The 24720-nt window shown below is 60.7% G+C and carries 24 protein-coding genes; 5 read left to right on the top strand and 19 right to left on the bottom strand.

The window, feature by feature from the left end; translation table 11 throughout:
- Positions 1-39 precede the first annotated feature (39 nt).
- The 12 genes from SIC14_RS17780 to SIC14_RS17835 form a co-directional block, all read right to left on the bottom strand.
- Positions 40-1428, bottom strand: a complete 1389-nt coding sequence (locus SIC14_RS17780; protein ID WP_412563243.1) for a cytochrome P450 — start codon at positions 1426-1428, stop codon at positions 40-42.
- Positions 1425-2645, bottom strand: coding sequence for a hypothetical protein (locus SIC14_RS17785; RefSeq protein ID WP_412563244.1), 1221 nt, complete (start codon positions 2643-2645; stop codon positions 1425-1427). Before SIC14_RS17785 ends, SIC14_RS17780 begins: the two co-directional genes overlap by 4 nt.
- Before the next feature lie 76 nt (positions 2646-2721).
- Positions 2722-3474 carry a cytochrome c biogenesis CcdA family protein gene (locus tag SIC14_RS17790; protein ID WP_412563245.1) on the bottom strand — a complete coding sequence of 251 codons (753 nt, stop codon included), beginning with the start codon at positions 3472-3474 and terminating at the stop codon, positions 2722-2724.
- Between the two features lie 161 nt (positions 3475-3635).
- Positions 3636-6824 carry an Rne/Rng family ribonuclease gene (locus tag SIC14_RS17795; protein WP_412563246.1) on the bottom strand — a complete coding sequence of 1063 codons (3189 nt, stop codon included), beginning with the start codon at positions 6822-6824 and terminating at the stop codon, positions 3636-3638.
- A 518-nt stretch (positions 6825-7342) separates the two neighbouring features.
- Positions 7343-8191, bottom strand: coding sequence for a hypothetical protein (locus SIC14_RS17800; protein ID WP_412563247.1), 849 nt, complete (start codon positions 8189-8191; stop codon positions 7343-7345).
- Positions 8192-8245: 54 nt separating this feature from the next.
- On the bottom strand, positions 8246-8917 hold the full coding sequence (locus SIC14_RS17805; RefSeq protein ID WP_412563248.1) for an HAD family hydrolase: 672 nt from the start codon (positions 8915-8917) through the stop codon (positions 8246-8248).
- The gene (locus SIC14_RS17810) at positions 8917-10251 is read right to left on the bottom strand and encodes a sigma-54-dependent transcriptional regulator (protein WP_412563249.1); all 1335 of its coding nucleotides are present in this window, start codon (positions 10249-10251) and stop codon (positions 8917-8919) included. Before SIC14_RS17810 ends, SIC14_RS17805 begins: the two co-directional genes overlap by 1 nt.
- A gap of 12 nt (positions 10252-10263) precedes the next feature.
- Positions 10264-12033: a sensor histidine kinase gene (locus tag SIC14_RS17815; RefSeq protein ID WP_412563250.1), complete on the bottom strand. Its 1770-nt coding sequence runs from the start codon at positions 12031-12033 to the stop codon at positions 10264-10266.
- Positions 12034-12115: 82 nt separating this feature from the next.
- Positions 12116-12784 carry a phosphoribosylformylglycinamidine synthase subunit PurQ gene (purQ, locus tag SIC14_RS17820; RefSeq protein WP_412563251.1) on the bottom strand — a complete coding sequence of 223 codons (669 nt, stop codon included), beginning with the start codon at positions 12782-12784 and terminating at the stop codon, positions 12116-12118.
- Between the two features lie 34 nt (positions 12785-12818).
- Complete coding sequence (gene purS / locus SIC14_RS17825; protein WP_412563252.1) at positions 12819-13049, bottom strand: phosphoribosylformylglycinamidine synthase subunit PurS; 231 nt, start codon at positions 13047-13049, stop codon at positions 12819-12821.
- Positions 13050-13127: 78 nt separating this feature from the next.
- Positions 13128-13889 carry a phosphoribosylaminoimidazolesuccinocarboxamide synthase gene (gene purC, locus SIC14_RS17830; protein ID WP_412563253.1) on the bottom strand — a complete coding sequence of 254 codons (762 nt, stop codon included), beginning with the start codon at positions 13887-13889 and terminating at the stop codon, positions 13128-13130.
- A gap of 192 nt (positions 13890-14081) precedes the next feature.
- Positions 14082-14573, bottom strand: a complete 492-nt coding sequence (locus tag SIC14_RS17835) for a tellurite resistance TerB family protein (RefSeq protein ID WP_412563254.1) — start codon at positions 14571-14573, stop codon at positions 14082-14084.
- A 190-nt stretch (positions 14574-14763) separates the two neighbouring features.
- Between SIC14_RS17835 and SIC14_RS17840 the strand changes: the two genes are divergently transcribed.
- Positions 14764-15081 (top strand): DUF1476 domain-containing protein, encoded by a 318-nt coding sequence (locus SIC14_RS17840; RefSeq protein ID WP_412563255.1) that lies wholly within the window; start codon positions 14764-14766, stop codon positions 15079-15081.
- A gap of 153 nt (positions 15082-15234) precedes the next feature.
- Positions 15235-16248, top strand: coding sequence for a betaine--homocysteine S-methyltransferase (gene bmt, locus SIC14_RS17845; RefSeq protein WP_412563256.1), 1014 nt, complete (start codon positions 15235-15237; stop codon positions 16246-16248).
- Positions 16249-16293: 45 nt separating this feature from the next.
- On the opposite strand, the gene SIC14_RS17850 is transcribed toward bmt, so the two are convergent.
- From SIC14_RS17850 to SIC14_RS17860, 3 genes are all read right to left on the bottom strand, one after another.
- On the bottom strand, positions 16294-16665 hold the full coding sequence (locus SIC14_RS17850; RefSeq protein ID WP_412563257.1) for a response regulator: 372 nt from the start codon (positions 16663-16665) through the stop codon (positions 16294-16296).
- A 15-nt stretch (positions 16666-16680) separates the two neighbouring features.
- Entirely contained in the window at positions 16681-17655 is a 975-nt protein-coding gene (locus tag SIC14_RS17855; protein WP_412563258.1) for a sensor histidine kinase, read from the bottom strand.
- Between the two features lie 126 nt (positions 17656-17781).
- A complete protein-coding gene (locus SIC14_RS17860; RefSeq protein WP_412563259.1) occupies positions 17782-18894 on the bottom strand; it encodes a PA0069 family radical SAM protein in 1113 nt (370 codons plus the stop codon).
- 227 nt (positions 18895-19121) lie between these two features.
- On the opposite strand from SIC14_RS17860, the gene SIC14_RS17865 reads away from it, so the two are divergent.
- Positions 19122-19820: a corrinoid protein gene (locus tag SIC14_RS17865; protein WP_412563260.1), complete on the top strand. Its 699-nt coding sequence runs from the start codon at positions 19122-19124 to the stop codon at positions 19818-19820.
- Between the two features lie 22 nt (positions 19821-19842).
- A complete protein-coding gene (locus SIC14_RS17870; protein WP_412563261.1) occupies positions 19843-20481 on the top strand; it encodes a DUF1638 domain-containing protein in 639 nt (212 codons plus the stop codon).
- A gap of 65 nt (positions 20482-20546) precedes the next feature.
- On the opposite strand, the gene SIC14_RS17875 is transcribed toward SIC14_RS17870, so the two are convergent.
- A complete protein-coding gene (locus tag SIC14_RS17875; protein WP_412563262.1) occupies positions 20547-20963 on the bottom strand; it encodes a SufE family protein in 417 nt (138 codons plus the stop codon).
- Between the two features lie 154 nt (positions 20964-21117).
- On the opposite strand from SIC14_RS17875, the gene SIC14_RS17880 reads away from it, so the two are divergent.
- The gene (locus SIC14_RS17880) at positions 21118-21612 is read left to right on the top strand and encodes a hypothetical protein (protein ID WP_412563263.1); all 495 of its coding nucleotides are present in this window, start codon (positions 21118-21120) and stop codon (positions 21610-21612) included.
- A gap of 87 nt (positions 21613-21699) precedes the next feature.
- On the opposite strand, the gene rnd is transcribed toward SIC14_RS17880, so the two are convergent.
- The 3 genes from rnd to purM all read right to left on the bottom strand — a co-directional run bounded on the left by rnd (position 21700) and on the right by purM (position 24641).
- Positions 21700-22857, bottom strand: coding sequence for a ribonuclease D (gene rnd, locus SIC14_RS17885; RefSeq protein WP_412563264.1), 1158 nt, complete (start codon positions 22855-22857; stop codon positions 21700-21702).
- A gap of 144 nt (positions 22858-23001) precedes the next feature.
- Positions 23002-23550: a phosphoribosylglycinamide formyltransferase gene (gene purN / locus SIC14_RS17890; protein ID WP_412565894.1), complete on the bottom strand. Its 549-nt coding sequence runs from the start codon at positions 23548-23550 to the stop codon at positions 23002-23004.
- Positions 23551-23591: 41 nt separating this feature from the next.
- Positions 23592-24641, bottom strand: coding sequence for a phosphoribosylformylglycinamidine cyclo-ligase (gene purM, locus SIC14_RS17895; RefSeq protein WP_412563265.1), 1050 nt, complete (start codon positions 24639-24641; stop codon positions 23592-23594).
- Positions 24642-24720: the final 79 nt, after the last annotated feature.

A 24720-nucleotide genomic window follows, 5' to 3' on the forward strand; every position in this document is an offset into this window, starting at 1 on the left:
ATTCGATGGCGTCTATGTGGCTGTTGTTGCGGTCACCAGCTATTCGGCCTCAACATCGCGGCGATGCAGGCGCAGCCAGATGCCATCCTTGCCGCGCACCGTCAGATGCGCCACCGGCACAGGTGGGCATTCGCTCACCACTTCAAACCGGTAGGCGCGTACCAGCAGCGCCAACAATAGCGTCCCCTCCACCATCGCAAACCCTGCCCCGGTACAAACGCGCTGCCCGGCGGAGAACGGCATATAGGCCTCGCGCAGGCATTGTTTGCCGTTGCCTGTGCCAAATCGTGCCGGATCAAAGGCGTCGGGGTTGTCCCACAGCCGCTCATGACGGTGCAGATGCCACGGGCTCAGCACCACCTGGCTGCCTTCGGGCACATCACGGTCGCGGAAATGTTCGGGGCATGTGGTTTCACGCACCATCATCGGAACCGGCGGATAGAGCCGCAAGGCCTCGCGGAAGACATCGCGGGTCAGGCGCAGTTTGGACACAACCGAGAATTCGGGCAGCACTGGACTGGCCAGCACATGCGCCTCTTTGGCCACCTTTTCCTGCCAGTCCGGATGCATCGCCAACAGATAGAGCGCCCAAGCCAGTGCCGAGGCGCTGGTTTCATGTCCGGCAAGGAAGAAGATGGCGACCTGATCCACCATTTCTTCGGTGTCAAAGGTCGCGCCGGTTTCCGGATCCACCGTGGTCATGATCTTGGTCGCCAGATCGTCTGGCGCTTCGGCGGCACGAATGGCCACCATGCGATCCTGCGTCAGCTTGGTGATCAGCTGCCGGATAACAGCCGCTGTTTCAATGGTTTGCTTGCGATGAAAGCGCGGGAACCACTTGGGCAAAGGCACAAAAGCGCCAAGGTTCAGCACCGGTTGGGTGCGCTGATGTTCACGGAACTGATCAAAGACTTCTGCGGCGATTTCGTGCTCGATGGGGATCGAAAACAGGGTGCGGAAAATCACATCTGCGGCCGCGTGGCTGGCGTGGCTCTCAACCTCCACCGGCGCACCATCCGCAGCCGTATGCAGCCGCGCCACCGCCGCCTGCCCCGCCGCCCACATGGCGGGGAACGTGTCGCGCAGCCGCCCACCTTCAAATGCCGGATCGATGATCCGACGCTGTCGTTTCCAAGTCTCGCCATTGGTCAGAAAGACCGAGTTGCCCAGCAGCGGCCGCAGCCCTTCGCTGATCCGGTTCGACTTGGGGAAGTCGTCGGGCCGCTGCTTCAACACCAGATCCACCAGCTGCGGATCGTTGCACATGTAGCTGCGGAAAAACGGCGTGCGAAACTCTGCCATCCAGGCGCGGTAGAGCCGCTGAGGCTGGGCTGACAGCAGATCCTGCCGGAACAGACGCAGGTAGCGCAGCAGACTGACCCGATCGGGCCGCGCCTTGGGTTTGGGCGGCAGTTGCGGCGTGCTCATGCCGCCACCGAGGTAAACTTGTTCACAGGCGCCTCGATACGGCTTTTGGAGGGCACCCGCCCGTCAAAACGTTGATGCAGCGCCAGTGGGCCGGCGGTGATGCGGAAGTAATCGTAATCCCCTGGCTGATCAAAAGCGCAGAGATACTGGAAATGCAGCCGGAAGAACCGCCAGCGCAGCTCTTTCCAACGCGCGGGGCTGAGGGTCTGGGTAAAGGCGGCAGAGATCACAATCGGCCAGCGTTTGCCCTGTGGCGCCACCCCGGTGACCGCGACAGGATCGCAAAGCGCAAAGGCGCAGCCGTCCCCGGGTGCCGTGACATCCAGCCAGAACAGCTCTGCGCGGGTGGCGAGATAGGCCAGATCCGCCCGCAGGCGTTTGGCCTCGGGCAGGAAGGACACCATCGGCACCACCTGCCCCAGAGACAGGAAATTCAGCTGCGGCCCCTCTGCGGGCACCTCACCTGCGCGGATCAGGTCTGACAGGATCGACACCGCCAGATGGGCGCCGGAACTGTGGCCGATTACCAAAACCTCATCCACGTCCGTGGTCAGCGCCTCGGCGATAAGGGTGCGAAACTCTTCAATACGGCCCTCCAGCGGCGGCGGATTGGCACCTTTGAAATGGGCCGAATAGGCGTAGTCATGCATCAGGTAATAGGCGAAAAATTTGCCATCCTGTTTTTTGAACCAGCCGAGAACAAAGGGCACCACGGCCAGGCCTGCCCAGGCGGCCAAAGGATGCGCCAGCGCCAGCCCACGCCCGATCCCCCAAGCCAGCAACAAGGCCAGCATCAATTGCACCAGCAGAAACACCACCGGATAAAGCGCCGCAATCACCGGCCCCTTGCGCAATCGCATCAAACGCCACAAAGCGCCCGATCCAATATAGGTCCAGGCCGTGCGCAGCAGTTGCAGGTAGGTCTGTGTGATGCCCAGATCCATGCTGTCACGGACCAGATCCGCCCAATAGAGCACCTGCACATCGCTTTCGACCGTTTTGCCGTCCTGTGTTGATGACACATGCCAGCCGTATGGCCCATCCAGCTGTTTGGGGCTGAGCGTTAGCTCATAGCCCGAAATCGCCGCCTGCGCCGCACCCTCCTTGCGGTAAAGCTCGCGGTAGCGGCGCGGGTGAATGGGATCGTAGCCGGGGATGTAAAACACCCGCCGGGTTCGCATTTCTGGGGCGTGGGTCGCAGTGTCTGGTTTGATCATGCTCGGGCCTCTTACCCCACATTAGCGCAAATTTCGCGCCATGCCACAACCGATCCGCGACTTTGCTGAGGCAGTCCTAGCCCAGCAGTGCCAGCGACGGGAAGGTTTCCAGCAGCCAGTAGGAAAACGCCGAGAAACCACCGGTGAGCATCAGCAGGCCAATGGTCCACAGTAGAAGCCCCATGACACGTTCGATCTGCTCCATATGGCGTTTCATCCAACCCATCACCCCGGTCAGGCGTGGCAGGAAGGCAGCGACCAAAAGGAAAGGCACCCCCAGCCCCAGCGCGTAGATCGCCAGCAGCAGCGTGCCGCGGGTCACCGAGGCCTCGGAGGCTGCCAGCGACAGGATTGCACCCAGCTGCGGGCCGATGCAGGGTGTCCAGCCAAAGGCAAAGGCCAGCCCAAGGATATAGGCCCCAAACGAGCTGCCGCCGCGATCGCCCGCGTCAATGCGCGCTTCCCGGTCCAGGAAACCAATCCGGTAGACGCCGATGAAATGCGCCCCGAAAATCATCACCAGAATGCCGGCAACCGTGTTGAACCAGTTCTGATACTGCAAAAACATCGCGCCGATGGCCGAAGCGGTGAATCCAAGGAACAGGAACACCGTCGACAGCCCCATCACAAAGAACAGCGCCGGCATAAGGGCTTTGCGGCTCTGTGCCTTGCCTTCCGACAGATCATTGATCGAGACGCCGGACATATAGGCCAGATAGGGTGGCACGATGGGCAGCACACAGGGGCTGAGGAAGCTGACAATCCCAGCCAACAGCGCCACAAACATGGCGGGCGCAAGACCCGCGTCGATGATTTCGATTCCAAACATGAGGCTCTAGCTACCTGATTGCAGGCGCGTCGTCACCTGACGGTTTGTCACAAGCGCGTGGTGTCAGGTTACAGCGATCGTGCTTGAGCTGTTCAATTCAAAACGCCGCCCAAATCAAGGGCGGCGTTTCGGTGTTCTTACTTGCAATGCAGAGGGTTAGCTCAGCTTGACCACCAACCACGGCGCTTGGGCTTCGGCGGGGCAGCAGGCTCTTCTGCGACGGGCTCTGTTACTGGTTCTGGTGCAGGTTCAGCAACCACTTCGGCCACGGGTTCCGCAACAGGCTCTGCAGCTGCAGTCACCAGTTCCGGCGCCTCAGCCTCGGCAGCCTCAGGTGCAGGTTCCTCGGCAACTTTCTCAGCGGTGGCTTCCACCACATCCTCGGCCGGTTCGGCAACTGCTTCTTCCGCGGCCACATCTTCAGCCACAGTTTCTTCCGCAGTCACCTCTGCGGTGGCTTCCGGCGCCGCATCCTCTGATACGGCCTCATCTTCAGCAGGCACCTCTTCAGAGACGGCTTCGGCGGTGTCTGCAGCGTCTACCGAAACGGTGGCTTCAGCCTCGGCACCCTCAGCAGATGCTTCCGTGGCCTCTGCCACTTCTTCTGCTGGCTGGTCCGACTTCTTGCGGCGCGAACGACGGCGACGGCGGGGTTTCTTCTCCTCGCCAGCGTCCTCAGATGTTTCTTCGGATTTCACCTCCGAAGCCTCTTCAGAAGTGTCTGCGGTTTTGCCTTCAGCACCACCTTCCGCGACTGCGTCACCTTCGGCGGCGTTATCACCTTCACCGTTTTCACCGTTTTCGCCCTCGGCACGGTCTGCACCGGACTTGCGACGACGGCGACGGCGACGGCGGCGTTTCGGCTTCTGGTCTTCACCGTCCTCAGCACCAGCGGCGACCTCAGGGGCCTCCACATCAGCTGCCTCGGCCGCTTCGGCTTCTTCGGCCTCCGCCTCTTCGTCAATCTGATCCATCAGCGAGGTGTCAACCGAGACCACAGGCGCAGGCGCTTCGGCCACAACACGGGTGGCGGTCTTGAACTTCTCCAGCGTGAAGTCAGGGCTGACCAGCATCGGATCACCTTCGATCCGCACGGACAGGCCGTAGCGGGCTTCGATCTGAGCCACGTGTTCCCGTTTCTGGTTCATGATGAAGTTGGCGATACCAACCGGGCATTTCACCAGCACTTCGCGCGAACGGCCGCGGGTGCCTTCCTCTTCGATCTGACGCAGGATCGACAGCGCAAGGTTGTCGTCCGACCGGATCAGACCGGTGCCGTGACAATGCGGACAGGGCTGAGTTGTCGCCTCGATCATGCCGGGACGCAGACGCTGGCGCGACATTTCCAGCAGGCCAAAGCCCGAAATGCGGCCGATCTGGATCCGCGCACGGTCCGATTTCAGCTTGTCTTTCAGACGTTTCTCGACCGCGTTGTTATTGCGGCGTTCATCCATGTCGATGAAGTCGATCACGATCAGACCGGCCAGATCGCGCAGACGCAGCTGGCGCGCCACCTCTTCGGCAGCTTCCAGGTTGGTCTTCAGCGCGGTCTCTTCGATCGAGCCTTCCTTCGTGGCCCGGCCCGAGTTCACATCCACAGCCACCAGCGCTTCGGTCACGCCGATCACGATATAGCCACCGGATTTCAGCTGCACCGTCGGGTTGAACATCCCGCTGAGGTAGCTTTCCACCTGATAACGGGCAAAGAGCGGCATCTGATCGTGGTAGTTTTTCACGTTTTTGGCGTGGGACGGCATGATCATTTTCATGAAGTCCTTGGCGATGCGGTAGCCGCGTTCGCCTTCGACCAGAACCTCGTCAATCTCACGATTGTAGAGGTCACGGATCGAGCGTTTGATCAGGTCACCTTCTTCGTAGATCTTGGCGGGCGCAATCGACTTGAGCGTCAGCTCGCGGATCTGTTCCCACATGCGCTGCAGATATTCATAGTCGCGCTTGATCTCGGCTTTGGTGCGTTTGGCACCGGCGGTGCGCACAATGAGCCCGGCGCCCTTGGGCACGTCCAGCTCATTGGCAATCTCTTTCAGTTTCTTACGGTCAGCGGCATTGGTGATCTTGCGCGAGATGCCGCCGCCACGGGCGGTGTTGGGCATCAGGACGCAGTAACGACCCGCCAGCGACAGGTAGGTGGTCAGCGCTGCACCTTTGTTGCCGCGCTCTTCTTTGACAACCTGCACCAGCAGGATCTGACGGACCTTAATCACTTCCTGGATTTTGTAACGACGCGGACGCGGTTTGCGGCGCGGACGGATCTCTTCGCTGTCGTCTTCTTCGGCAACGGATTCAATGCTGTCGTCCTTGTCGGTCGCATCCAGCTTTTCGTCGCCAGAGTCGTCCTCATCGTCATCAGAGGATTCTGCGGCGGCTTCTTCCGAAGCCTCTTCGGCGTTGGCTTCGGCAGGCGCGTCCGCGTCTGCGTTATCCTCAGCCTGAACTTCTTCAGCCTGAGCTTCTTCTGCTGCAGCCTCTTCCGCAGGCGCGTCTTCCGCGACAGTTTCTTCTACTGGGGCTTCGGCCACAGCATCGTCGGCTGTCACCTCTGCCGCAGCGGCGGTTTCTGGTGCAGCCTCTGCCGCCTCCTCTGCCGGCGTGTCTTCGGCAGCAGCGTCTTCCGCTTGTGCCGTCTCAGGCTCAGCAACGTCCGCCTCGGCCACAACATCGTCAGCCTTGACCGCTTCAGCCGCTTCCGGGGCCTCAGCAACGGTGTCCTCTGCCGGTGCGTCCTCTGCGGTCGCCTCAGCAGGTTCTTCCACCGGGGTTTCGGCAACGGTTTCCATTGGCGACAGGCCTTCACCTGCTGCACCAACCTCAACCGCCTCGGTTGCTTCGGCATTTTCGCCATCGGTCAAATCGATGGTTTCCATACCGGCAATTTCACCCGCCGGCGCTTCAGCTGCCTCTGCCGAGGTTTCCTCGGCAGGTTTGGTCACCTCTTTGGAGACCTTGGCATCCTTGGAACGGTTTGACGCCGCACGCGACCGCGAACGACGACGGCGTGGCTTTTTCTCTTCTTCTTCCTCTTCGGCCTTCTGCTGTTCCGCATAGGCACGTTCTTCTTCCATCAGGGCTTCGCGGTCGGCGACCGGGATCTGATAGTAGTCGGGATGGATTTCCGAGAAAGCAAGGAAGCCATGACGGTTGCCGCCATAGTCCACAAAGGCCGCCTGGAGCGAAGGCTCTACGCGGGTAACTTTTGCCAGATAGATGTTGCCAGCAAGCTGGCGTTTGTTTTCGGATTCAAAATCGAACTCTTCAACCTTGTTTCCGTCCACCACCACAACGCGGGTTTCTTCCGCGTGGGTGGCGTCGATGAGCATTTTCTTTGCCATGTTGTCCGTTTGCATCGCGGCAAAACGGCCCGGCCCGGGGGCCCGGCTGGTTGCGGCAGATGTCTGTCAGGGGCGAGTGCGGACGCGCTGCAAAGCCGGCTGTTCTCAGCCGCTGCAGTGGAACTCGATGGTATCGCGCGCCTCATCGCGTTTCTTCTCCGACGCGGCTGATGGGTATGGTGACCTCAAACAGCGCGCCCATTCATGGCCTGCGCCGGCTATGGCTGGCGTCAGGCGGTCTACAATGGCCCGTCCGCGGGGGCGCGGTGGGGGCCCAATCGGTCTGTCCGAAGGGTCGCGGCGAATTTCGGGTGCCGTCGGCCAATCATCGGATCAGCGAAACTCATGCGGCGCGGGAGGAGTCCACAACACCGTCCCCTGAACATAGAGCGGGCTGGGGATAAATTACAATGGGGAAAATGCCGCGCCATCGTGCGAGAGGGGAATAAACAAGGAAAAATCAACCTTTAGGGTAGTGCAGCTTTCCGTTTGCCGCCTTCCCCGCCCGCAAGAGGCCATCAGCGGCAGTAGCGTCCCACCCAATCGGCCAGCCATGCCTGCTGAGCGGGCGCGGCCGTCTGCGCCACCATCTGTTGATTGCTCCCCTGTGCAATCCATCCGGCAAAGTCCGCACCATTCGCCAGCGTCTGGCACTGCGTCGCTTGCGCCTGCCCGAGGAGGAAGGCGGCTTCAACTGTCACTGCGGGCCGGCATTCTTCGGCGGCGGAAAGCGTTTGTGACGCAGTGCTCTGGCAACTCTCGCCGGTGACAGACACCAAGCTGGTTTGGATCACAGCGCCGCTTTTCAAGGCATCCAGCGCCGCCTCGGTTGGGCCACACTGGCAGGCAGGTGCCTTGCCACCACCGGCATGGCTGAAGGTAGACGACCGATCCTGCTTGCCCATGTTCTTCATCTGCGCAGGCAACGTCAGATCCAGTTGCACCACATCGGTAACCCGTGCCAACTTCGGTTGTAGCGCCGCCGGGGTCAGTCGCGCTGGATCCTCCTGCAGGATCGGCGTCAGCCGGTAGGTGATCTGACCAAAGGGCATGGCTTCGGCGCCGACAAAACTGCCTGTTCCAGGCTCACAGCTTAGCACCACATTGGCGTCCGGAGCGCCCTGCCGTTTGGCCTGTAGGGTCAGGGTGCTCGGGCAGCTGTCCACCGTATCGGTGCCAAATCCCAGAACCATCGGCTCCGCCCCGACATAAGCGCCGGAGAGTGGCACCAATGGGCAGCCGCAGGCGGCGGCGGATGCCGGGCTGGCAACAGGGAGGAGAGAAAGCGAAAAGGAAAGTGCAGCAACACTGCGGGCAAAGAAGGACATGGCAAAGCCTCGGCTGAAATCAGAAACTGAAAAATTCACGCCAAGTTTTGCGGCAAGCGCTCTCACCGGACAAGTCCGGATTTCCACCAGAGCTTATCGGGCAGCCTTTGCCACGCTGGTTTGCGCCATCTGCACCGCCTCAGCCAGGGTTCCGGCCACCATCTGCCCCAGATCCGGCAGGGGTTTTCCATGGGGCCGCAGGTCCGGCACCTGCACCGCGTGACAACCCGCAGCCACAGCTGCGGCAATGCCCCGGTCGCTGTCCTCAAAGGCGGCACAGCGGCGCGGATCAACACCAAGCCGCTCGGCCGCTTGCAGATAGGGCGCGGGATCGGGTTTGGTGGCCCGCACCTCATCGCCCCCCAGCACAAATTCCACATGGCCCAGCAGGTCCGCGACCTCCAGATGATGGCGGGCGCGGTCGCCCATTGTGGAGGTCACAACAGCCATCCGTGCCCCCTGCCCGGCCAGACCGGCCAGAACCTCGGCCACACCGTCCTTCACCGGCAGGTGCGCCGCAATGGCTGCATCGAAGTTGACGCGCCATTCCTCGATGATCTCTGCCGGTTTGAGGGCTGCGGGCAGAAATTCCAGCAGCATCGCATTGGTGGTTGCCGCAGAGGTGCCAACCAGGGTCAGGAAAAACGGTTCCGCCTCGGCCATTGCGATCCCTTTCGGCACCACCGTGGCCAGGAAAGACGACATGGCAACCCGCTCGCTGTCCAGCAGCAGGCCGTCCATGTCAAAGAGGTAAGCCTCTGGCATCAAAGGTAGTCCGCGCGGGCCAGACCGTATTTCGCCATCTTCTCGTTCAGCGTCCGGCGTGGCAGGCAAAGTTCTTCCATCACTGAGGCAATCGAGCCCTTGTGACGGCGCATGGTGTTGTCGATCAACATGCGTTCAAATGCCTCGACATATTCTTTCAGCGGTTTGCCTTCGGTGGTCATCACCGGCTGCATATCCTCATGATCCGACATCAAGAGCGAGGCAATGGTGCCCGAGCCACGGCGCGATTGCAGCACCGCACGTTCCGCCAGATTGATCAGCTGACGCACGTTACCAGGCCAGGGCGCCTGCAACAGCTGCGCGGCTTCCTGCGCCGACACCTGCGGTGTTTCGCAGCCGTATTCCTCGGCGAACTGTTCGCTGAGACGGGTGAACAGGGTCAGGATATCTTCGCCGCGCTGGCGCAGCGGCGGCAGGGTGATGCGCAGTGCGGCCAGACGGTAGAACAGATCCGAGCGCAGCGCATCTTCGCAGGTGCGGTCCTGTTCCTGCATGTTGCAGATCGCCACCACACGGGTTTCCGCCGGCGTGCCCTGATCGTTGATAAACGACAAAAGCCGTGCCTGCAGGCTGTCGCTCAGCGCCTCTACGTCTTCCAGCACCAAGGTGCCGCCACGGGCCTCTTCCACGGCGGGCAGCTGACTGTCTTCGGGCAGCATCGGGCCAAACAGACGTTTGGCCAGCGCATCCTCATCCCACGCGGCGCAGGAGAGCAGCACAAATTTCTTACCGGCGCGGGAGCCAACCGCGTGCAGCGCATGGGCCACCAAGGTCTTGCCGGTGCCGGTTTCGCCGTCGATCAGCACATGACCGTCAGCCTGACCCAGATCCAGAATATCCTCTTTCAGACGTTCCATCGCCGGCGCCGCGCCGATCAGCTTCTTCATCAGCTGGCCACCATCCGAAAGTTCGCGACGCAGCGCGCGGTTGTCCAGGGTCAGACGGCGGGCATTGGTGGCCTTCTTGGCAAGTTCGGTCATCCGGTCGGGGTTGAACGGCTTTTCGAGGAAATCAAAAGCCCCCACCCGCATTGCTTCAACCGCCATCGGCACGTCCCCGTGGCCGGTGATCATGATGACCGGCAGCGCGCTGTCAGAGCCCATGAGTTTCTTCAGAAACTGCATCCCATCCATGCCCGGCATCTTGATGTCCGAAATCACAATGCCCGGGTAATCCGGCCCCAGCGCCTTCAGCGCATCTTCGGCACTGGCGAAGGTTTCGGTGTCATAGCCCGACAGGGCCAGCCATTGGCTGATGGACTGACGCATATCCTGTTCGTCGTCCACGATGGCGATTTTCATTGCTTTTGCCATGCATCTTCCGGCTTATTCCGCCGCCTCAATATCACTTTCACCTGTCAAGATAGGCAACTGCATCTCAAATACAGCCCCCCCGCCTTCGGCATTGCGTGCCAGCAGACGTCCCCCTAGGTCGTTCACGATCCCCGAGGAAATGGCAAGCCCCAGCCCAACGCCCTCCCCGGGACGTTTGGTGGTGTAGAAGGGTTCAAACAGCGCATCGAGGTCTTCGATCCCCTGCCCGTTGTCGCGCACCGTCAGAGTTGCTGTCTCGCCCGCTGCCAGGATCAGCTCGACCTGCGGTTCATCCACCGCCTGCGTGGCATCCAGTGCGTTGCGCAACAGGTTTACCATGACCTGTTCGATCCGCACCCGATCCCCCATCACCTGCACCGGTTCTTCCGGCGCCACACGGCTGATCTGAACCTGCCGGTTCTTCAACTGCGGCTCCATCATCGACAGCGCCGAAACTAGCGCATCGCCCATATTCACAGGGGTAAACTGATCGCCACCTTTGCGGGCGTAGGATTTCAGCTGGCGGGTGATCTGGCCCATCCGGTCGATCAGATCGTCGATCCGCTGGAACGAAGACAGCGCCTCTTCGGGCCGGTTGCGATTGAGCAGCAGACGCGCGCCCGCCAGGTAAGTCCGCATCGCCGCCAGCGGCTGGTTCAGCTCATGGCTGACCGCCGCCGACATCTCGCCAAGGGCGGCCAGTTTTGACGATTGCGCCAGCGTTTGTTCCGCCACCGCAAGGTTCTGCTGGACCTTTTCACGCTCGGCGATTTCCCGCTGTAGCCTTGTGTTCAATGCGCGAAGCTCTGCCGATTCCCGCTGGAACAGCATCAGGCGACCGGCTGTCTTGCGGCTGAGAGCATAGAAGGCCAGAGCCAGCAACATGGCGAATCCCATGATCTCCAGAGCCAGCACGCCGTTCACCTTGTCGCGCACACTTTCGTAGGTGGTGAAACTGGCGATATGCCAACCGCGGAAGGGAATACGGCTCTCCATCCGCATCACCGCCTTGCCCTGCACATAGGCATCGGCTGGCAGGGTGGTCCAATCCGCTGTGGCCTGAATGGCCCGCTGGATCGCGGACTGGGCGGGCGCCTGCGCCAGCGCCTCACCTTCGGTCTTGGATCGCCAGCGCGGCTCAGTCGCCAGAATGATGGTGCCGGTGCTGTCGGTCACCAAAACGGCGTCGGAAATCCCAGCCCAGGCGCGCTCAAACTTGTGCAGATCGACCTCTACCATGATGACGCCCAGCGTTTCGCCCTGCGCGTCGATGCGGCGGGAATAGATGAAGCTATAGCCACCAGTGTCACTGCCCAGCACGGTGAACAGGGTCTCTGAAGCCCGCACTGCGTTGACAAAATAGGGTTCCGACCGGTGTTGGCTGCCCAGCCGGTTACGATCGGTGGCCGCCACGGCCCGCCCATCGGAATCCAGCAGCATCAACGAGGCGGCGCCGATTTCCTCGACAAAGGAAATCAGTCGTTGGGTGGAGGTCGAATAGTCCGAGGAGTTCAGCGCCCCGATCAAAGCCGGATCGCGCGACAGCAGCTGCGGCACAATTGCGTTGCGGCGCAATTCGGACAACAGGTTGCCGGAATAGAGCGCCAGCCGCAGCTCGGCCCGATTGCGGGTGTTTTCGGTGAAACGGTCGGTGAGCAGCTTGTTGGTGACCACAATTGTGGTGACGGCCAGAACAAACAGCAACAGAAGCGCAAAGCGCACGCGCCAGGAGGTCAGGCGCGCCCGATGAATCGGAGCAGGAGGCGTGGGCAGCTGGGACATGCCCCAAAGTAAAACAGCCCCCGAGGGGGCTGCAAGAGGGCGCGGTCACGCCTCGCGGAAAACCGCTGCGATACTGAACTGATCAGGCCGAAACCAGCTGGTCCATCAGGCTGGCAAACATCGCCGTGCCGTCTGTGCCACCGTGGCGTTCATCCACAGCCCGCTCGGGGTGTGGCATCATGCCCAGAACGCGACGGTTGTCCGACAGGATGCCCGCGATATCACCGGCCGAGCCGTTGGGATTGTCGGTGTAGGTGAAGGCCACACGGTCCTCGCCTTTCAGACGTGCCAGCAGATCCGCATCGGCATTGTAGTTGCCGTCGTGGTGCGCCACAGGGATCAGCACCTCATCACCGGCGCTATAGCCCGCAGTGAAGGCGCTGTCGGCGGTGGCAACGGTCAGCCCCACCTGTTTGCAAATGAACTTCAGCCCCGCATTGCGCATCAGCGCGCCCGGCAGCAGACCGGTTTCGGTCAGCACCTGAAACCCGTTGCAGATGCCCAGCGCATAGCCGCCACGTTCGGCATGTTTCACCACCGAGCGACAGATCGGCGAGTTGGCGGCAATGGCTCCGCAACGCAGGTAGTCACCAAACGAAAACCCGCCGGGGATGCCGACAATGTCGATCCCTTCGGGCAGATCGGTGTCCTTGTGCCAGACCATGGTGACATCGGCACCGGCCTGTTCAAAGGCCACGGCCAGATCACGGTCACAGTTGGAACCGGGGAAGACGATGACAGCAGCTTTCATGCGCTCTCTCCTCTTATCAGATGGGGTTGCGGGCTCAGGCCAGCTCGATCGAGTAGCTTTCGATCACGGTGTTGGCGAGCAGCTTCTCGCACATCTCCTTCACGGTGTCCTCAGAGGTGCCATCGGCCAGATCCAGCTCGATTACCTTGCCCTGACGAACGCCTTCGACGCCCTCAAATCCAAGCGACCCAAGGGCGTGGCGCACGGCCTCCCCCTGCGGGTCCAGAACACCGTTTTTCAGCATGACGTGAACGCGAGCTTTCATGTGCGTTTCTCCGGTCTCAGAAGTTAACAATTCTTAAAGGTCGAAAGACAAACGCCCGGGCAAAGACCGGGCGTCGTATCAGTTGATCAGGGTTGGCTTGCCCATCGGCGGCTGGTTCTTCGGCAGCACACCCAGGCGCGAGGCCACTTCGGTATAGGCGTCGGTCAGGCTGCCCAGGTCGCGGCGGAACACGTCCTTGTCCAGTTTCTCACCGGTTTCCAGATCCCACAGGCGGCAGCTGTCGGGGCTGATCTCATCGGCAACCACCAGACGCTGGAAATCGCCTTCGTAAACGCGGCCAATCTCAATTTTGAAATCCACCAGTTTGATGCCGACAGCGTACATGACCCCCGAAAGGAAGTCGTTGACGCGCAGCGCAAGGCTGAGGATGTCATCCATGTCCTGCTGGCTGGCCCAGCCAAAGGCCGCGATGTGCTCTTCGGTGACCAGCGGGTCGCCCAGCTTGTCCTCTTTGAAGCAGTATTCCACAATCGGGCGCGGCAGTTGCGTGCCTTCTTCGATGCCCAGACGTTTGGACATGGAACCGGCCGCATAGTTGCGCACGATGACTTCCAGCGGGATGATCTCGCAGGAGCGCACCAGCTGTTCGCGCATATTCAAACGCTTTAGGAAATGGGTCGGGATGCCGACATTGGCCAGACCAAGCATGAAATATTCGGACAGGAGGTTGTTCAGCACCCCTTTGCCTTCGATCACGTCTTTCTTTTCAGCGTTGAACGCGGTGGCGTCATCCTTGAAGTATTGCACGATGGTGCCCGGTTCGGGGCCTTCGTACAGAGTTTTTGCCTTGCCTTCGTAGATTTTCTTGCGCCGTGCCATGACCACTCCGTCGGTGATCCGGGGCCGAGTCCCCGGGATTGGCGCCCTCATAGGCCAAAGCGGCCTTTGCCGCAAGCGCGAGAGGCCCCGCGTGCCCCTGCCCGTGCGGATTTGTCTGATCGCAGGGTCTTCGGCGCCAAAAGAACGGGCGCAGGATGTGCCCGCGCCCTGTTGTTCGTCTTTAAAGCGGGCTCAGCCCGCGCGCTGCATCATGGCGATCACTTCGATGATCTGATCCACCTTGGCGTCCGGCAGCGCCAGTCGCTCGGCAATCTCCGAAAGCGCCTGTTTTTCACGGTGCACCAGCACGCCGTCCACCATCGCCAGCCGCATTGCGTAGCAGAAGGCGGTTTCGCACAGGTTCCGTGTCAGCACATCCGCCGTTTGACCGATCACCTCATCCGCGCCGCGGGATTTCAGATCCTCCAGCAGATCGCCGATCATATGTTCCACCGCACCGTCCGGCAGGCGGGCATAAAGGGGACTGAAGGCGCAGAGGTTCTGCAACATGGCCATCTCGGCCTCGGCCACATGGCCATCCGCCGCCATTGTCAGAACCGCCGGGGCCAGCACCGCGCGGGGCACGGCCAAGACGGCGGCATCAAAAACAGGCTCAACAGGGACCGCGGGCGCAACAGGCTCCACTGGGGCAGCAGCCCCCCGCAGGCGGGACATAAACGACATTGGCAAACCCTTTTTGGCTGTTTCCTCACTCTCCCTACACAAACGGAGCATCTGCCCCCTGTCTTAGGGAGAGGCCGTGACAAATTCGGCGGGATCACAGGCAGGAGGCTAGCGTCGCTGGCCTTTGATCTGTATCATGTGAGACGGCGTTCCTATATGTCATAAGACTATTAAAAAAAGGGAAAAGTTAATGACCACCTTTGACGACCGCGAAGCCGCATTCGAAGCAAAATTCGCTCATGACGAAGAAACCAAATTCAAAGCCGAGGCCCGCGCCAACAAACTCTTGGGTCTCTGGGCGGCCGAGCTGCAGGGCATCACCGGCGAAGAGGCCGAGGCCTATGCGCTGACCGTGATCAAAGCGGATTTCGAAGAAGCCGGCCACGAAGACGTGATCCGCAAGGTGGTGGCCGATCTGGAAGAAAAGATCGACGTCGACGTCATCCGTGGTAAACGCGCCGAATATCTGGCGCAGGCCAAAGAAGAGATGATGAAGGAAGCAGACTAACCGCCTGCCCCGTGATCAAGTGACGAACGCGGCGGTTCTCGCCGCGTTTTGTCGTTTCTGGCCAAGCCTCTTGGGTTTTACATCCTATCTCTATAGCTTCCTCCGAATCCCTCCGTTAAGGACGGGGACCCCATCTGCATATTGGACACGACGATGAGCAACGCCCTTTCCCGCATTCTTGAAACCCGCGACTGGCTGCTGGCCGATGGTGCAACCGGCACCAATCTGTTCAATATGGGGCTGCAATCGGGCGACGCGCCGGAACTGTGGAACGAAGAGCATCCCGACCGGATCAAGAAACTCTATCAACTGGCCGTGGATGCGGGCAGCGACCTGTTTCTGACCAACAGCTTTGGCGGCAATGCTTCGCGGCTGAAACTGCATGACGCGGGCAACCGCGCCCGTGAATTGTCGCGCATGGCCGCCGAGATTGGCCGCGAGGTTGCAGATGCCTCTGACCGCGACATCATTGTTGCCGGCTCCGTTGGCCCTACCGGTGAGATTTTTGCCCCGATGGGCCCGATGACCCATGAGATGGCGGTCGAGATCTTCCACGAACAGGCCGAGGGCCTGAAAGAAGGTGGCGCCGATGTGCTGTGGCTGGAAACCATTTCGGCCCCCGAAGAATACAAAGCTGCCGCCGAAGCCTTTGCCCGTGCAGACATGCCCTGGTGTGGCACCATGAGCTTTGACACCGCCGGGCGCACCATGATGGGCGTCACCTCGGCGCAGATGGTGGATATGGTCGAGGGCCTGGCCAACCCGCCACTCGCCTTTGGCGCCAACTGTGGTGTTGGGGCTGCGGATCTGATGCGCACCGTGCTGGGGTTCTCGGCACATGGCTCGGACCGTCCGTTCATTGCCAAAGGCAACGCCGGCATTCCGAAATACGTGGATGGCCACATCCACTATGACGGCACCCCCGAGCTGATGGCGGAATATGCCGTTCTGGCCCGTGACGCGGGCGCCACCATTATCGGCGGCTGCTGTGGCACCATGGCGGAACATCTGTCTGCAATGCGCGCGGCGCTGGAAACCCGCGAGCGAGGCCCGCGCCCGTCGTTGGAAGATGTGGCCGAAAAGCTGGGTGGGTTCTCTTCGTCGTCGGATGGCACCGGTGCAGATGAACCCGCACCAGCCCGCCGTTCGCGCCGCCGCCGCAGCTGATCGGCGCCTGCCCCTAAGTTTATAAAAACGTGAACGCTGCCCCGTCTAGGACGTCGGCAGCGCTTCTTTGACGGCTGCCAGCAATTCTGTGGAGCCGATGGGTTTTGCCAGCACCGCCGCGGCGCCCAGCATTTTGGCAATGCCCAGATAATCCATTGATGAAGAGCGCCCGCCGCCGGAAACCGCAATCACCGGCAGATCCGCCTGCGCTTTACGCAACGCGTTGATCACCTCGACTCCGTCCCGTTCGGGCATGATGATGTCGGTGATGACCAGATCGAACCTTTGGCTGCCCGCGATCTTCAGCCCGGCATTGCCATCCTCGGCCACCACAACGTCATGGCCATCGCTGGCAAGTATGATTTCAAAGGTCACACGCACAGCCTCATCATCTTCGATCAGCAGTATCGTCGCCATTGCCTCTCCCTTTCCCTATGCCGCCGCCGAGGGCGCCGCTTTCGGTAGCCAGACCCGCATTTCGGTGCCCACCCCTTGTTCTGAGCTGACCTCAATCGCCCCGCCGGCGGACCGCAACAACTCCTGGACCTGCCACAATCCTAATCCTGTGCCTTCGCCCACGTCCTTTGAGGTAAAGTAGGGTTCAAAAATCCGTTCCAACGACTTGGCGGGAATCCCGATGCCTGTGTCAGACACTGACAACAGGGCCGCAGCTTTGTCACCAATCGGACTGTCACTGGCCGAAGGTTCTAAAGTCAGCGTCAGCGTGCCCTGCCCGCCCTCCATCGCCGAAACCGCGTTGGAAAACAGGTTCATCACCACACTTTCCACATCGTTCCACGGCATCGAGGTGGCGGGCAGCCCATCCGCAATCTGCGTTTTCATTGCAACCGAACTGGGGCAGCTCATTCCCATCAGGTCAACCAACGCCCGCATGGCTTCGCTGGTGTCGGTCACCTTGAAACTGGCCGCTTCGCGACGGGCAAAGCGCAACACCTTATCGACAGAGTCACGGGCCCTGAGCGACCCAGCCAGGATCATTTCCACCTGTTTGCGGCGTGGATCATCGTCGGCGGTCTGGGTTTCCAGCAGCTCCGCCAGCCCCACAACTGGCTGCAACTGGTTGTTCAGCTCATGGGCCAAACCGCCCGCCAGCGTGCCCAGACTGTCAATCTTGCGCGCATGGGCGAGGTCCCGTTCGTTTTCCAGCGACCGCCGCGCCAGCCGTGCGGCTTCGCGGGCCCGCCTGACGCCGTACCAGGCCAGCGGTAATGGCAGCAGCAGAACCAAAAGGATGATCTCATCCAACTCCCAGTCTTCATGCTCACGGGAATAATTATACAGCCACTCAAACGCCTCCATCTCCGAGGCGGGGATCCAGACCACGATCAGAACCACGATCATGATCGCCAGATCACGCCATTTCTGTGACGGCAGGTATTTGCGCATGGGCGTCTCCATTGCTGTGCCCATCAGCCTACACGTGGAAATTACGGTAAATCCAGAACTTTCGGAAAACCTAAACCTTTGAGAGCGCTCAGATTCCCGCGATGCGGTAGTCGCGCGCGACCACTCTCAAATTAGGGGCATTTGGTCGCCCTTTCGCAGCGGCGGGTGAAACAGATCGGTCCGCAGCGTCGGTTGCTTTTCGTCGAGCCCCAAACGTTTGGCCGCCAGTTTGAACCGATGGGCGATGATCTGGGCATAATGCCCCTCGCCGCGCATGCGCTTGCCCCATTGCGCCGAATAGGCCTGCCCCCCGTGCATTTCCCGCAGCCGCGCCATCACCCGCCCTGCACGGTCGGGATAGTGTTCCTCCAGCCATTGTTGGAACAGCGGTGACACTTCCCGCGGCAGCCGCAGCATGATCCAGCTGGCCGAGGTCGCGCCCGCCGCCTGCCCTGCCTTCAAGATCGCCTCCAGTTCTGGGTCGGACAGGGCCGGGATCATCGGGGAGGCCATCAGGCGCACCGGAATGCCTGCTTGCGCCAGCCGCTCGATCATCTGCAACCGCCGTCGCGGCAATGGCACGCGAGGTTCCATCCGGCGGCTCAGGTCCTTGTCCAACGTGGTCAGCGACACGCCCACCCGCACCAGCCCCTGCTGCGCCATCTGCTGCAGGATGTCGATGTCGCGTTCGACCAAAGTGCCCTTGGTCACAATCGCCAGGGGATGCTTGAAATCGGCCAGAACTTTCAAGCAGTTACGCACAATTTTCAGATCCCGCTCAATCGGCTGGTAGGGATCGGTATTGGTGCCCATCGCCAATGGGGCAACCTTGTAACTCTTGGCCCGCAACTCCCTCTCTAATACTTCGGGCGCGGCGGGACGCGCCACCAGCCGGGTCTCAAAATCCAGCCCCGGCGACAGGCCCAGATAGGCGTGAGTGGGGCGGGCAAAGCAATAGATGCAGCCATGTTCACAACCGCGATAAGGATTGATCGAGCGGTCAAATGGCAGGTCCGGCGAGCGGTTGTAGGTGATCAAGCTGCGCGGCTTCTCGATGCGAACCTCGGTGCGGATCCGCATCTCTTCCTCGGGTGTCCAACCATCCTCAAACGGCATCCGGCTCAGCCCCTCAAACCGGCCAGCGTCATTGCTGAGCGCGCCACGTCCTTTGCGGCGATCAGAGGCTATCGGCATTTCTGGTGGGGGCGCAGCGTGTTTCATCGTGCAAAAATAGAACATTTAGTGAACAAATAGCAAGTTTCGCCGTTACCAAACCGCCAAGCCCCTCAAAAAACGCCCCAAATCGCGACAGCAGGTCGCAACTGCATCGTGCCAAGTCGCAATTTGCCCAGACCAATCCCCCTTTTCCCCGCCAAAGATGGGGAGAAAGCGGGGCATCCCATGCACCGTTCACCCCCCAATCGCCAACACCGCTTGCCCTGACAAGCCTGCGAAGGAAACGCGCCATGTCGGAAGAAGACGATATCATCCTGTCGGAACTCGATGACGAAGAACTTGTCCAACAGATGTTTGACGACCTCTATGACGGTCTCAAGGAAGAGATCGAAGAAGCGGTTAATATTCTCCTGGAACGGGGCTGGCAGCCCTATGACATCCTGACCAAGGCACTGGTTGGCGGCATGACCATTGTGGGCCATGACTTCCGCGACGGGATCCTTTTTGTGCCCGAAGTGCTGCTGGCAGCCAATGCGATGAAGGGCGGCATGTCCATCCTGAAACCGCTGCTGGCCGAAACCGGTGCGCCACGCATGGGGTCGATGGTCATTGGCACCGTGAAAGGCGACATCCACGACATCGGCAAAAACCTTGTGTCGATGATGATGGAAGGCGCCGGTTTTGAAGTGGTGGACATTGGCATCAACAACGCGGTTGAGGCCTATCTGGAAGCGCTTGACGAACATCAGCCGGATATCCTTGGTATGTCGGCGCTGCTGACCACTACCATGCCCTATATGAAGGTTGTGATCGACACGATGATCGAAAAAGGCCTGCGCGATGACTATATCGTGCTGGTCGGCGGCGCGCCGCTGAACGAAGAGTTCGGCAAAGCCATCGGGGCCGACGGCTACTGTCGCGACGCGGCTGTGGCAGTCGAAATGGCCAAAGACTTCGTCGCCCGCAAACACAACCAGATGAGCGCCTGACGCGCGATTGGAAAGGCACGCCATGCTGCTGCCCGACGATCAAGAGCTGACAAATGCGGCCCTGCCTCCTGTTCAGGGGCGGGGCCGTGTGTTGATTATCGCCTGTGGCGCACTGGCGCGCGAGGTCCTGGCGCTGAAAGAGCTGAACGGCTGGGATCATCTGGACCTAACCTGCCTGCCAGCCATCCTGCACAACCACCCCGACCGCATCACAGACGCCGCCCGAGAGGCGATCAGCAAACATCGCGACACCTATGCACAGATCTTTCTGGCCTATGCCGATTGCGGCACCGGCGGCGGATTGGAGGCGATGTGCCGAGAAGAAGGTGTCGAAATGATCGCCGGCCCGCATTGCTATAGTTTCTTCAGCGGCAATGCAGCCTTTGCCGAGGCTGGCGAGGTGACAAGTTTCTACCTGACCGATTTTCTGGCCCGTCAGTTTGACACCTTTGTGGTCAAACCGCTGGGGCTGGACCGGCATCCGGAACTGGCTGAGATGTATTTCGGCAATTACGAAAAGCTGGTCTATCTTGCACAGATAGAAGATCCGAGCCTCGACACCAAAGCCGAAGCTGCAGCAGAGGCGCTGGGACTAACCTACGAGCGGCGTCAGACCGGCTATGGCGATCTGGCGACGGTGATGGCCGCGCTGAAACCGTGACGCCCTGAGGGCGGATTGGGGCGCTGCCCCAAACCCCGGAATATTTGCCCCAAGAAGAAAGCGGTTCAGGCTGCGGCCGCGGCTGCAGCGGTTTCGCGGATCCGGTCGATCATGGCGCGCAGCCCGTTGGAACGTTGTGCAGACAGGTGATCGTTGAGCCCCAGACGGCCAAACTCGGCGCGGGCGTCAACCGAGGCGACCTCGGCCAGGGGCAGGTCGTTGTACAGCGCGTGCAAGACCGCAATCAAACCGCGCACAATCATCGCGTCGCTGTCGCCTTCAAACCGGAACACGCCGCCCTCGATCACCGGATGCAGCCAGACCTGACTGGCGCAGCCGTCCACCTTGGTGGCGGGCACCTGCAGCGCCGCATCGAGGCCGTTCATGGCCTTGCCCAATTCGATCACATGACGATAGCGGTCTTCCCAGTCGTCCAGGAATTCAAAATCCTCAACAATCTCTTCAAAAGCGGCGCTTGCCATTGTCTTGGGCTCCTTCTGTCTGCCCTTCCCAGTTAGGCGGGCAATTGCCAAAGGTCCAGCCCAAAGCGCGCCATTTCCGGCGCAGCGGTGCAAGCATCTTTTCAACGGCGCTGGGATAGGGTAGTTCGGATGCAAAGCGATGACAGGCAGGCCCATGCATAAATCCATTTCGATGCTTCTGATTTCCTCGGTTCTTCTGGCGGGCTGTGGCCAGTCGCGGTTGAACCCGCTGAATTGGTTTGGCCGCGCCGAACGGATCGAAGCGCCGGATGCCACGGCTGAGATCAATCCGCTGATCCCGAAACAAAGCCTGTTTTCCAGTAAGACCGATGTCTACGAAGGCCAGTTGGTTCCGGTTGTCCGCGAGATGAAACTGGAGCGTCTGCCCGGCGGTGCCATTTTGCGGGTGACAGGCCTGGCTGCCACCCAGGGGCCCTGGGATGTGCGTCTGGAAGAAACCAACAACGGTGAGCCGCTTGAAGGGGTGCTGACCTATGAGCTGCGTGCCCTGCCCTCTTCTACCGCGGTGGGCACTGAACGGTCCCGCCTCATGACGGTGGCTGTGTTTGTCAGCGACCAACAGCTGGAGCGCAGCCGTTCGGTTCAGGTGGTGGGCGCCGAAAACAGCCTGATCAGCCGACGCAGGTAATCTTCGACGCAGTGCTAGAACGAACACGGTGCAGGAACGAAAAAAGGGGCCACGCGGCCCCTTTTGTTTTGGTGTGATCCGTAAAAATCAGAGCGAGATGATCTTTACGTTTTTGCCTTTGGCGGCCAAGGCGATTTCGCCGTTACACAGGCGCAGCGCATCGTCGCCGAAGACCTCTTTGCGCCAACCGCTGAGGGCGGGCACATCGCGCATTCCGGCGGCAATTGCATCCAGATCAGCCGCAGGGGCGATCAGACGGGAGGCCACGCCAACATGTTCGGTCTTGGCCTTCAACAGGACCCGCAGCAGATCGGCCAGCGCCGGGTTCACCTGCAGCTTGTCCTTGCTGGTGTCCGGTTTGGGCATCTTGTCGGGCGGGCAGTTTACACCGGCTTTGACGGCGGCCAGAATGCCATTGGCGATGTCGCCTTTGCGGGCATCGCGCAACAAAAGGCGTGAACGTCCCAGATCCTGCATATTGCCCGGCTTGGTCGAGGCCAGTTCCACCAGAGCGTCATCTTTATACACCCGCGAGCGTGGCACGTTGCGTTCCTGCGCATAGGCCTCGCGGAATTTGGCCAGCTCGCGCACCACTGCCAGAAACTTGCCAGACGAGGTGCGGGTTTTCACCCGTTTCCAGGCCTCATCCGGTTTCACGATATAGGTGTCGGGGTTGGTCAGGATACGCAGCTCTTCGCGAACCCAGGCATCGCGGCCGGTTTTGGCCAGCTGGGCGGCCAGATATTCATAGATCACCCGCAGATGGGTCACGTCTGCCTGCGCATATTTCTTCTGCGCATCGGTCAGCGGGCGGCGCGACCAGTCGGTGAAACGCGAGGTCTTATCAAGCCCCTCTTTGGCGATCTTACGCACCAGCGTCTCATACCCCACCTGTTCGCCAAAGCCGCAAACCATGGCCGCAACCTGGGTGTCGAACAGCGGCTCGGGGAAGACACCGGATTCCACAAAGAAGATCTCTAGGTCCTGCCGCGCGGCGTGGAAGACTTTGACAACATTGGTGTCTTTGAACAGCTCCAGCAGCGGGTCCAGCGAAATGCCATCCGCCAGCGGATCCACCAACACCGCGTTTTCATCGGTGGTGCCGGGCATGGCCAGCTGCACGAGGCAGAGTTTCGAATAATAGGTGCGTTCGCGCAGAAATTCTGTATCGACCGTTACATAGGGGTGGTTGCGGGCCTCTGCACAGTATTCAGCCAGCGCCTCGGTCGTTGTAATCGTCTTCATCAGAGAGCTTTTCGCCTCATTTTTTAGGGGTGTGGGGTCATCCCACGGGGATCAGCCTGCCAGACAGGCAGGTTCGGATAGGCATACGCCATTCGCAGAAGGTTGCAAAGCCGCCAAAACGGGGCAATGCGTGTTTTTACGAGCTTAATCCACCAGAATTGGCGTCTTATCGCCCGCCGCAAACCGTTCCAGCACCGCAGGGTAGAGACGGTGTTCCTGCACCAGCACACGGGCCGCCAGGGTGTCAGCTGTGTCCTCGGCCTCCACCGGTACCCGCGCCTGCCCCAGGATCGGGCCATCGTCCAGTTCCGGTGTGACCAGATGCACGGAGCAGCCGGCTTCGGTATCACCTGCCTCAAGCGCTCGTTTATGGGTGTGCAGACCTTTGTATTTCGGCAGCAGCGAGGGGTGGATGTTCAACATTCGCCCTTCCCAGTTGCGCACGAAACCTTCGGTCAGCACCCGCATAAAACCGGCCAGACAGATGATATCGGGCTGCGCAGCCTGCAACTGACGCTGCAAAGCGGCCTCAAAGGCCGGACGGTCCCCTTTGAACGGGCGGTGATCCACGGCGAAGGTATCGATTCCCATGGCAGCGGCTTTTTTCAAGCCTCCTGCCTCGGGATCGTTGGACCCAACCAGAACGGCGCGTGCAGGGTGGTCGCCCTGCATGCTTTCAACCAGTTTCACCATATTCGAGCCGCCGCCCGAAATCAGCAGCGCAACCCGTTTGGTCACAGCAGCGAACCCTCATAGGCGACGCCTGCGGTTTCGGTGATCGCGCCCAGTTTGGTCACGGTTTCACCGGCCGCTTCCAGCACTTTGGTCAGCGCCTCGGCCTCTTCTTCGGCCACAACAAGGATCATGCCGATGCCGCAGTTGAAGGTTTTGAGGATTTCAGCCTCTTCCATGCCGCCGGTTTCGGCCAGCCATTTGAACACGGGCGGCAGATCCCAGCTGCTGAGGTCGATGGTGGCGCCCAGGTCTTCAGGCAGCACACGTGGCAGGTTTTCGGTCAGGCCGCCGCCGGTGATATGAGCCAGCGCATGCACGCCGCCGGCGCGGATCGCCTCCAGCACCTGTTTCGCATAAAGACGGGTCGGTGCCAGCAGGGCTGCACCCAGGGTCTGGCTGTCATCCCATGGGCAGGTTGCGTCCCAGCCAAGGCCCGAGACCTCCACCAGTTTGCGCACCAGCGAATAGCCGTTGGAATGCACCCCGTTGGAGCCGAGGCCCAGAAGTACGTCACCGGCTTTCACGTCCAGAGGCAAGTCTGCACCGCGCTCCATCGCGCCCACGGCAAACCCTGCAAGGTCGAAGTCACCTTCGCTGTACATGCCGGGCATTTCCGCGGTTTCACCGCCGATCAGGGCGCAACCGGACTGCTCACAACCAGCAGCGATGCCGTTGATGATACGGGTGGCGCTGTCCAGTTCCAGCTTGCCGGTGGCAAAGTAGTCCAGAAACAACAGCGGTTCAGCGCCCTGACAGACCAGATCGTTGACGCACATCGCAACCAGATCGATGCCGATGGTGTCCACATTGCCGGTGTCGATGGCGATACGCAGCTTGGTGCCCACGCCGTCGGTGGCCGCAACCAGAATGGGGTCCTTGTAGCCCGCATCCTTCAGATCAAACAGCGCGCCGAAGCCGCCGAGGCCTGCCATGACGCCGGACCGCGCGGTCCGTTTCGCCGCAGGTTTGATCCGATCGACCAGCGCATTGCCTGCATCGATATCCACGCCCGCGTCTGCATAGGTCAGACCGTTCTTGCCCTGGCTCATTTCACGTTCCCCCGTAAATCGCCGGTAATTTGGCGCTTCCGATAGACCAATGTGGCCTGCATGTCCACGTTCATGTCGG

The sequence above is a fragment of the Thalassobius sp. MITS945101 genome (genome assembly GCF_047123305.1).
Taxonomy (GTDB): Bacteria; Pseudomonadota; Alphaproteobacteria; order Rhodobacterales; family Rhodobacteraceae; genus Thalassobius.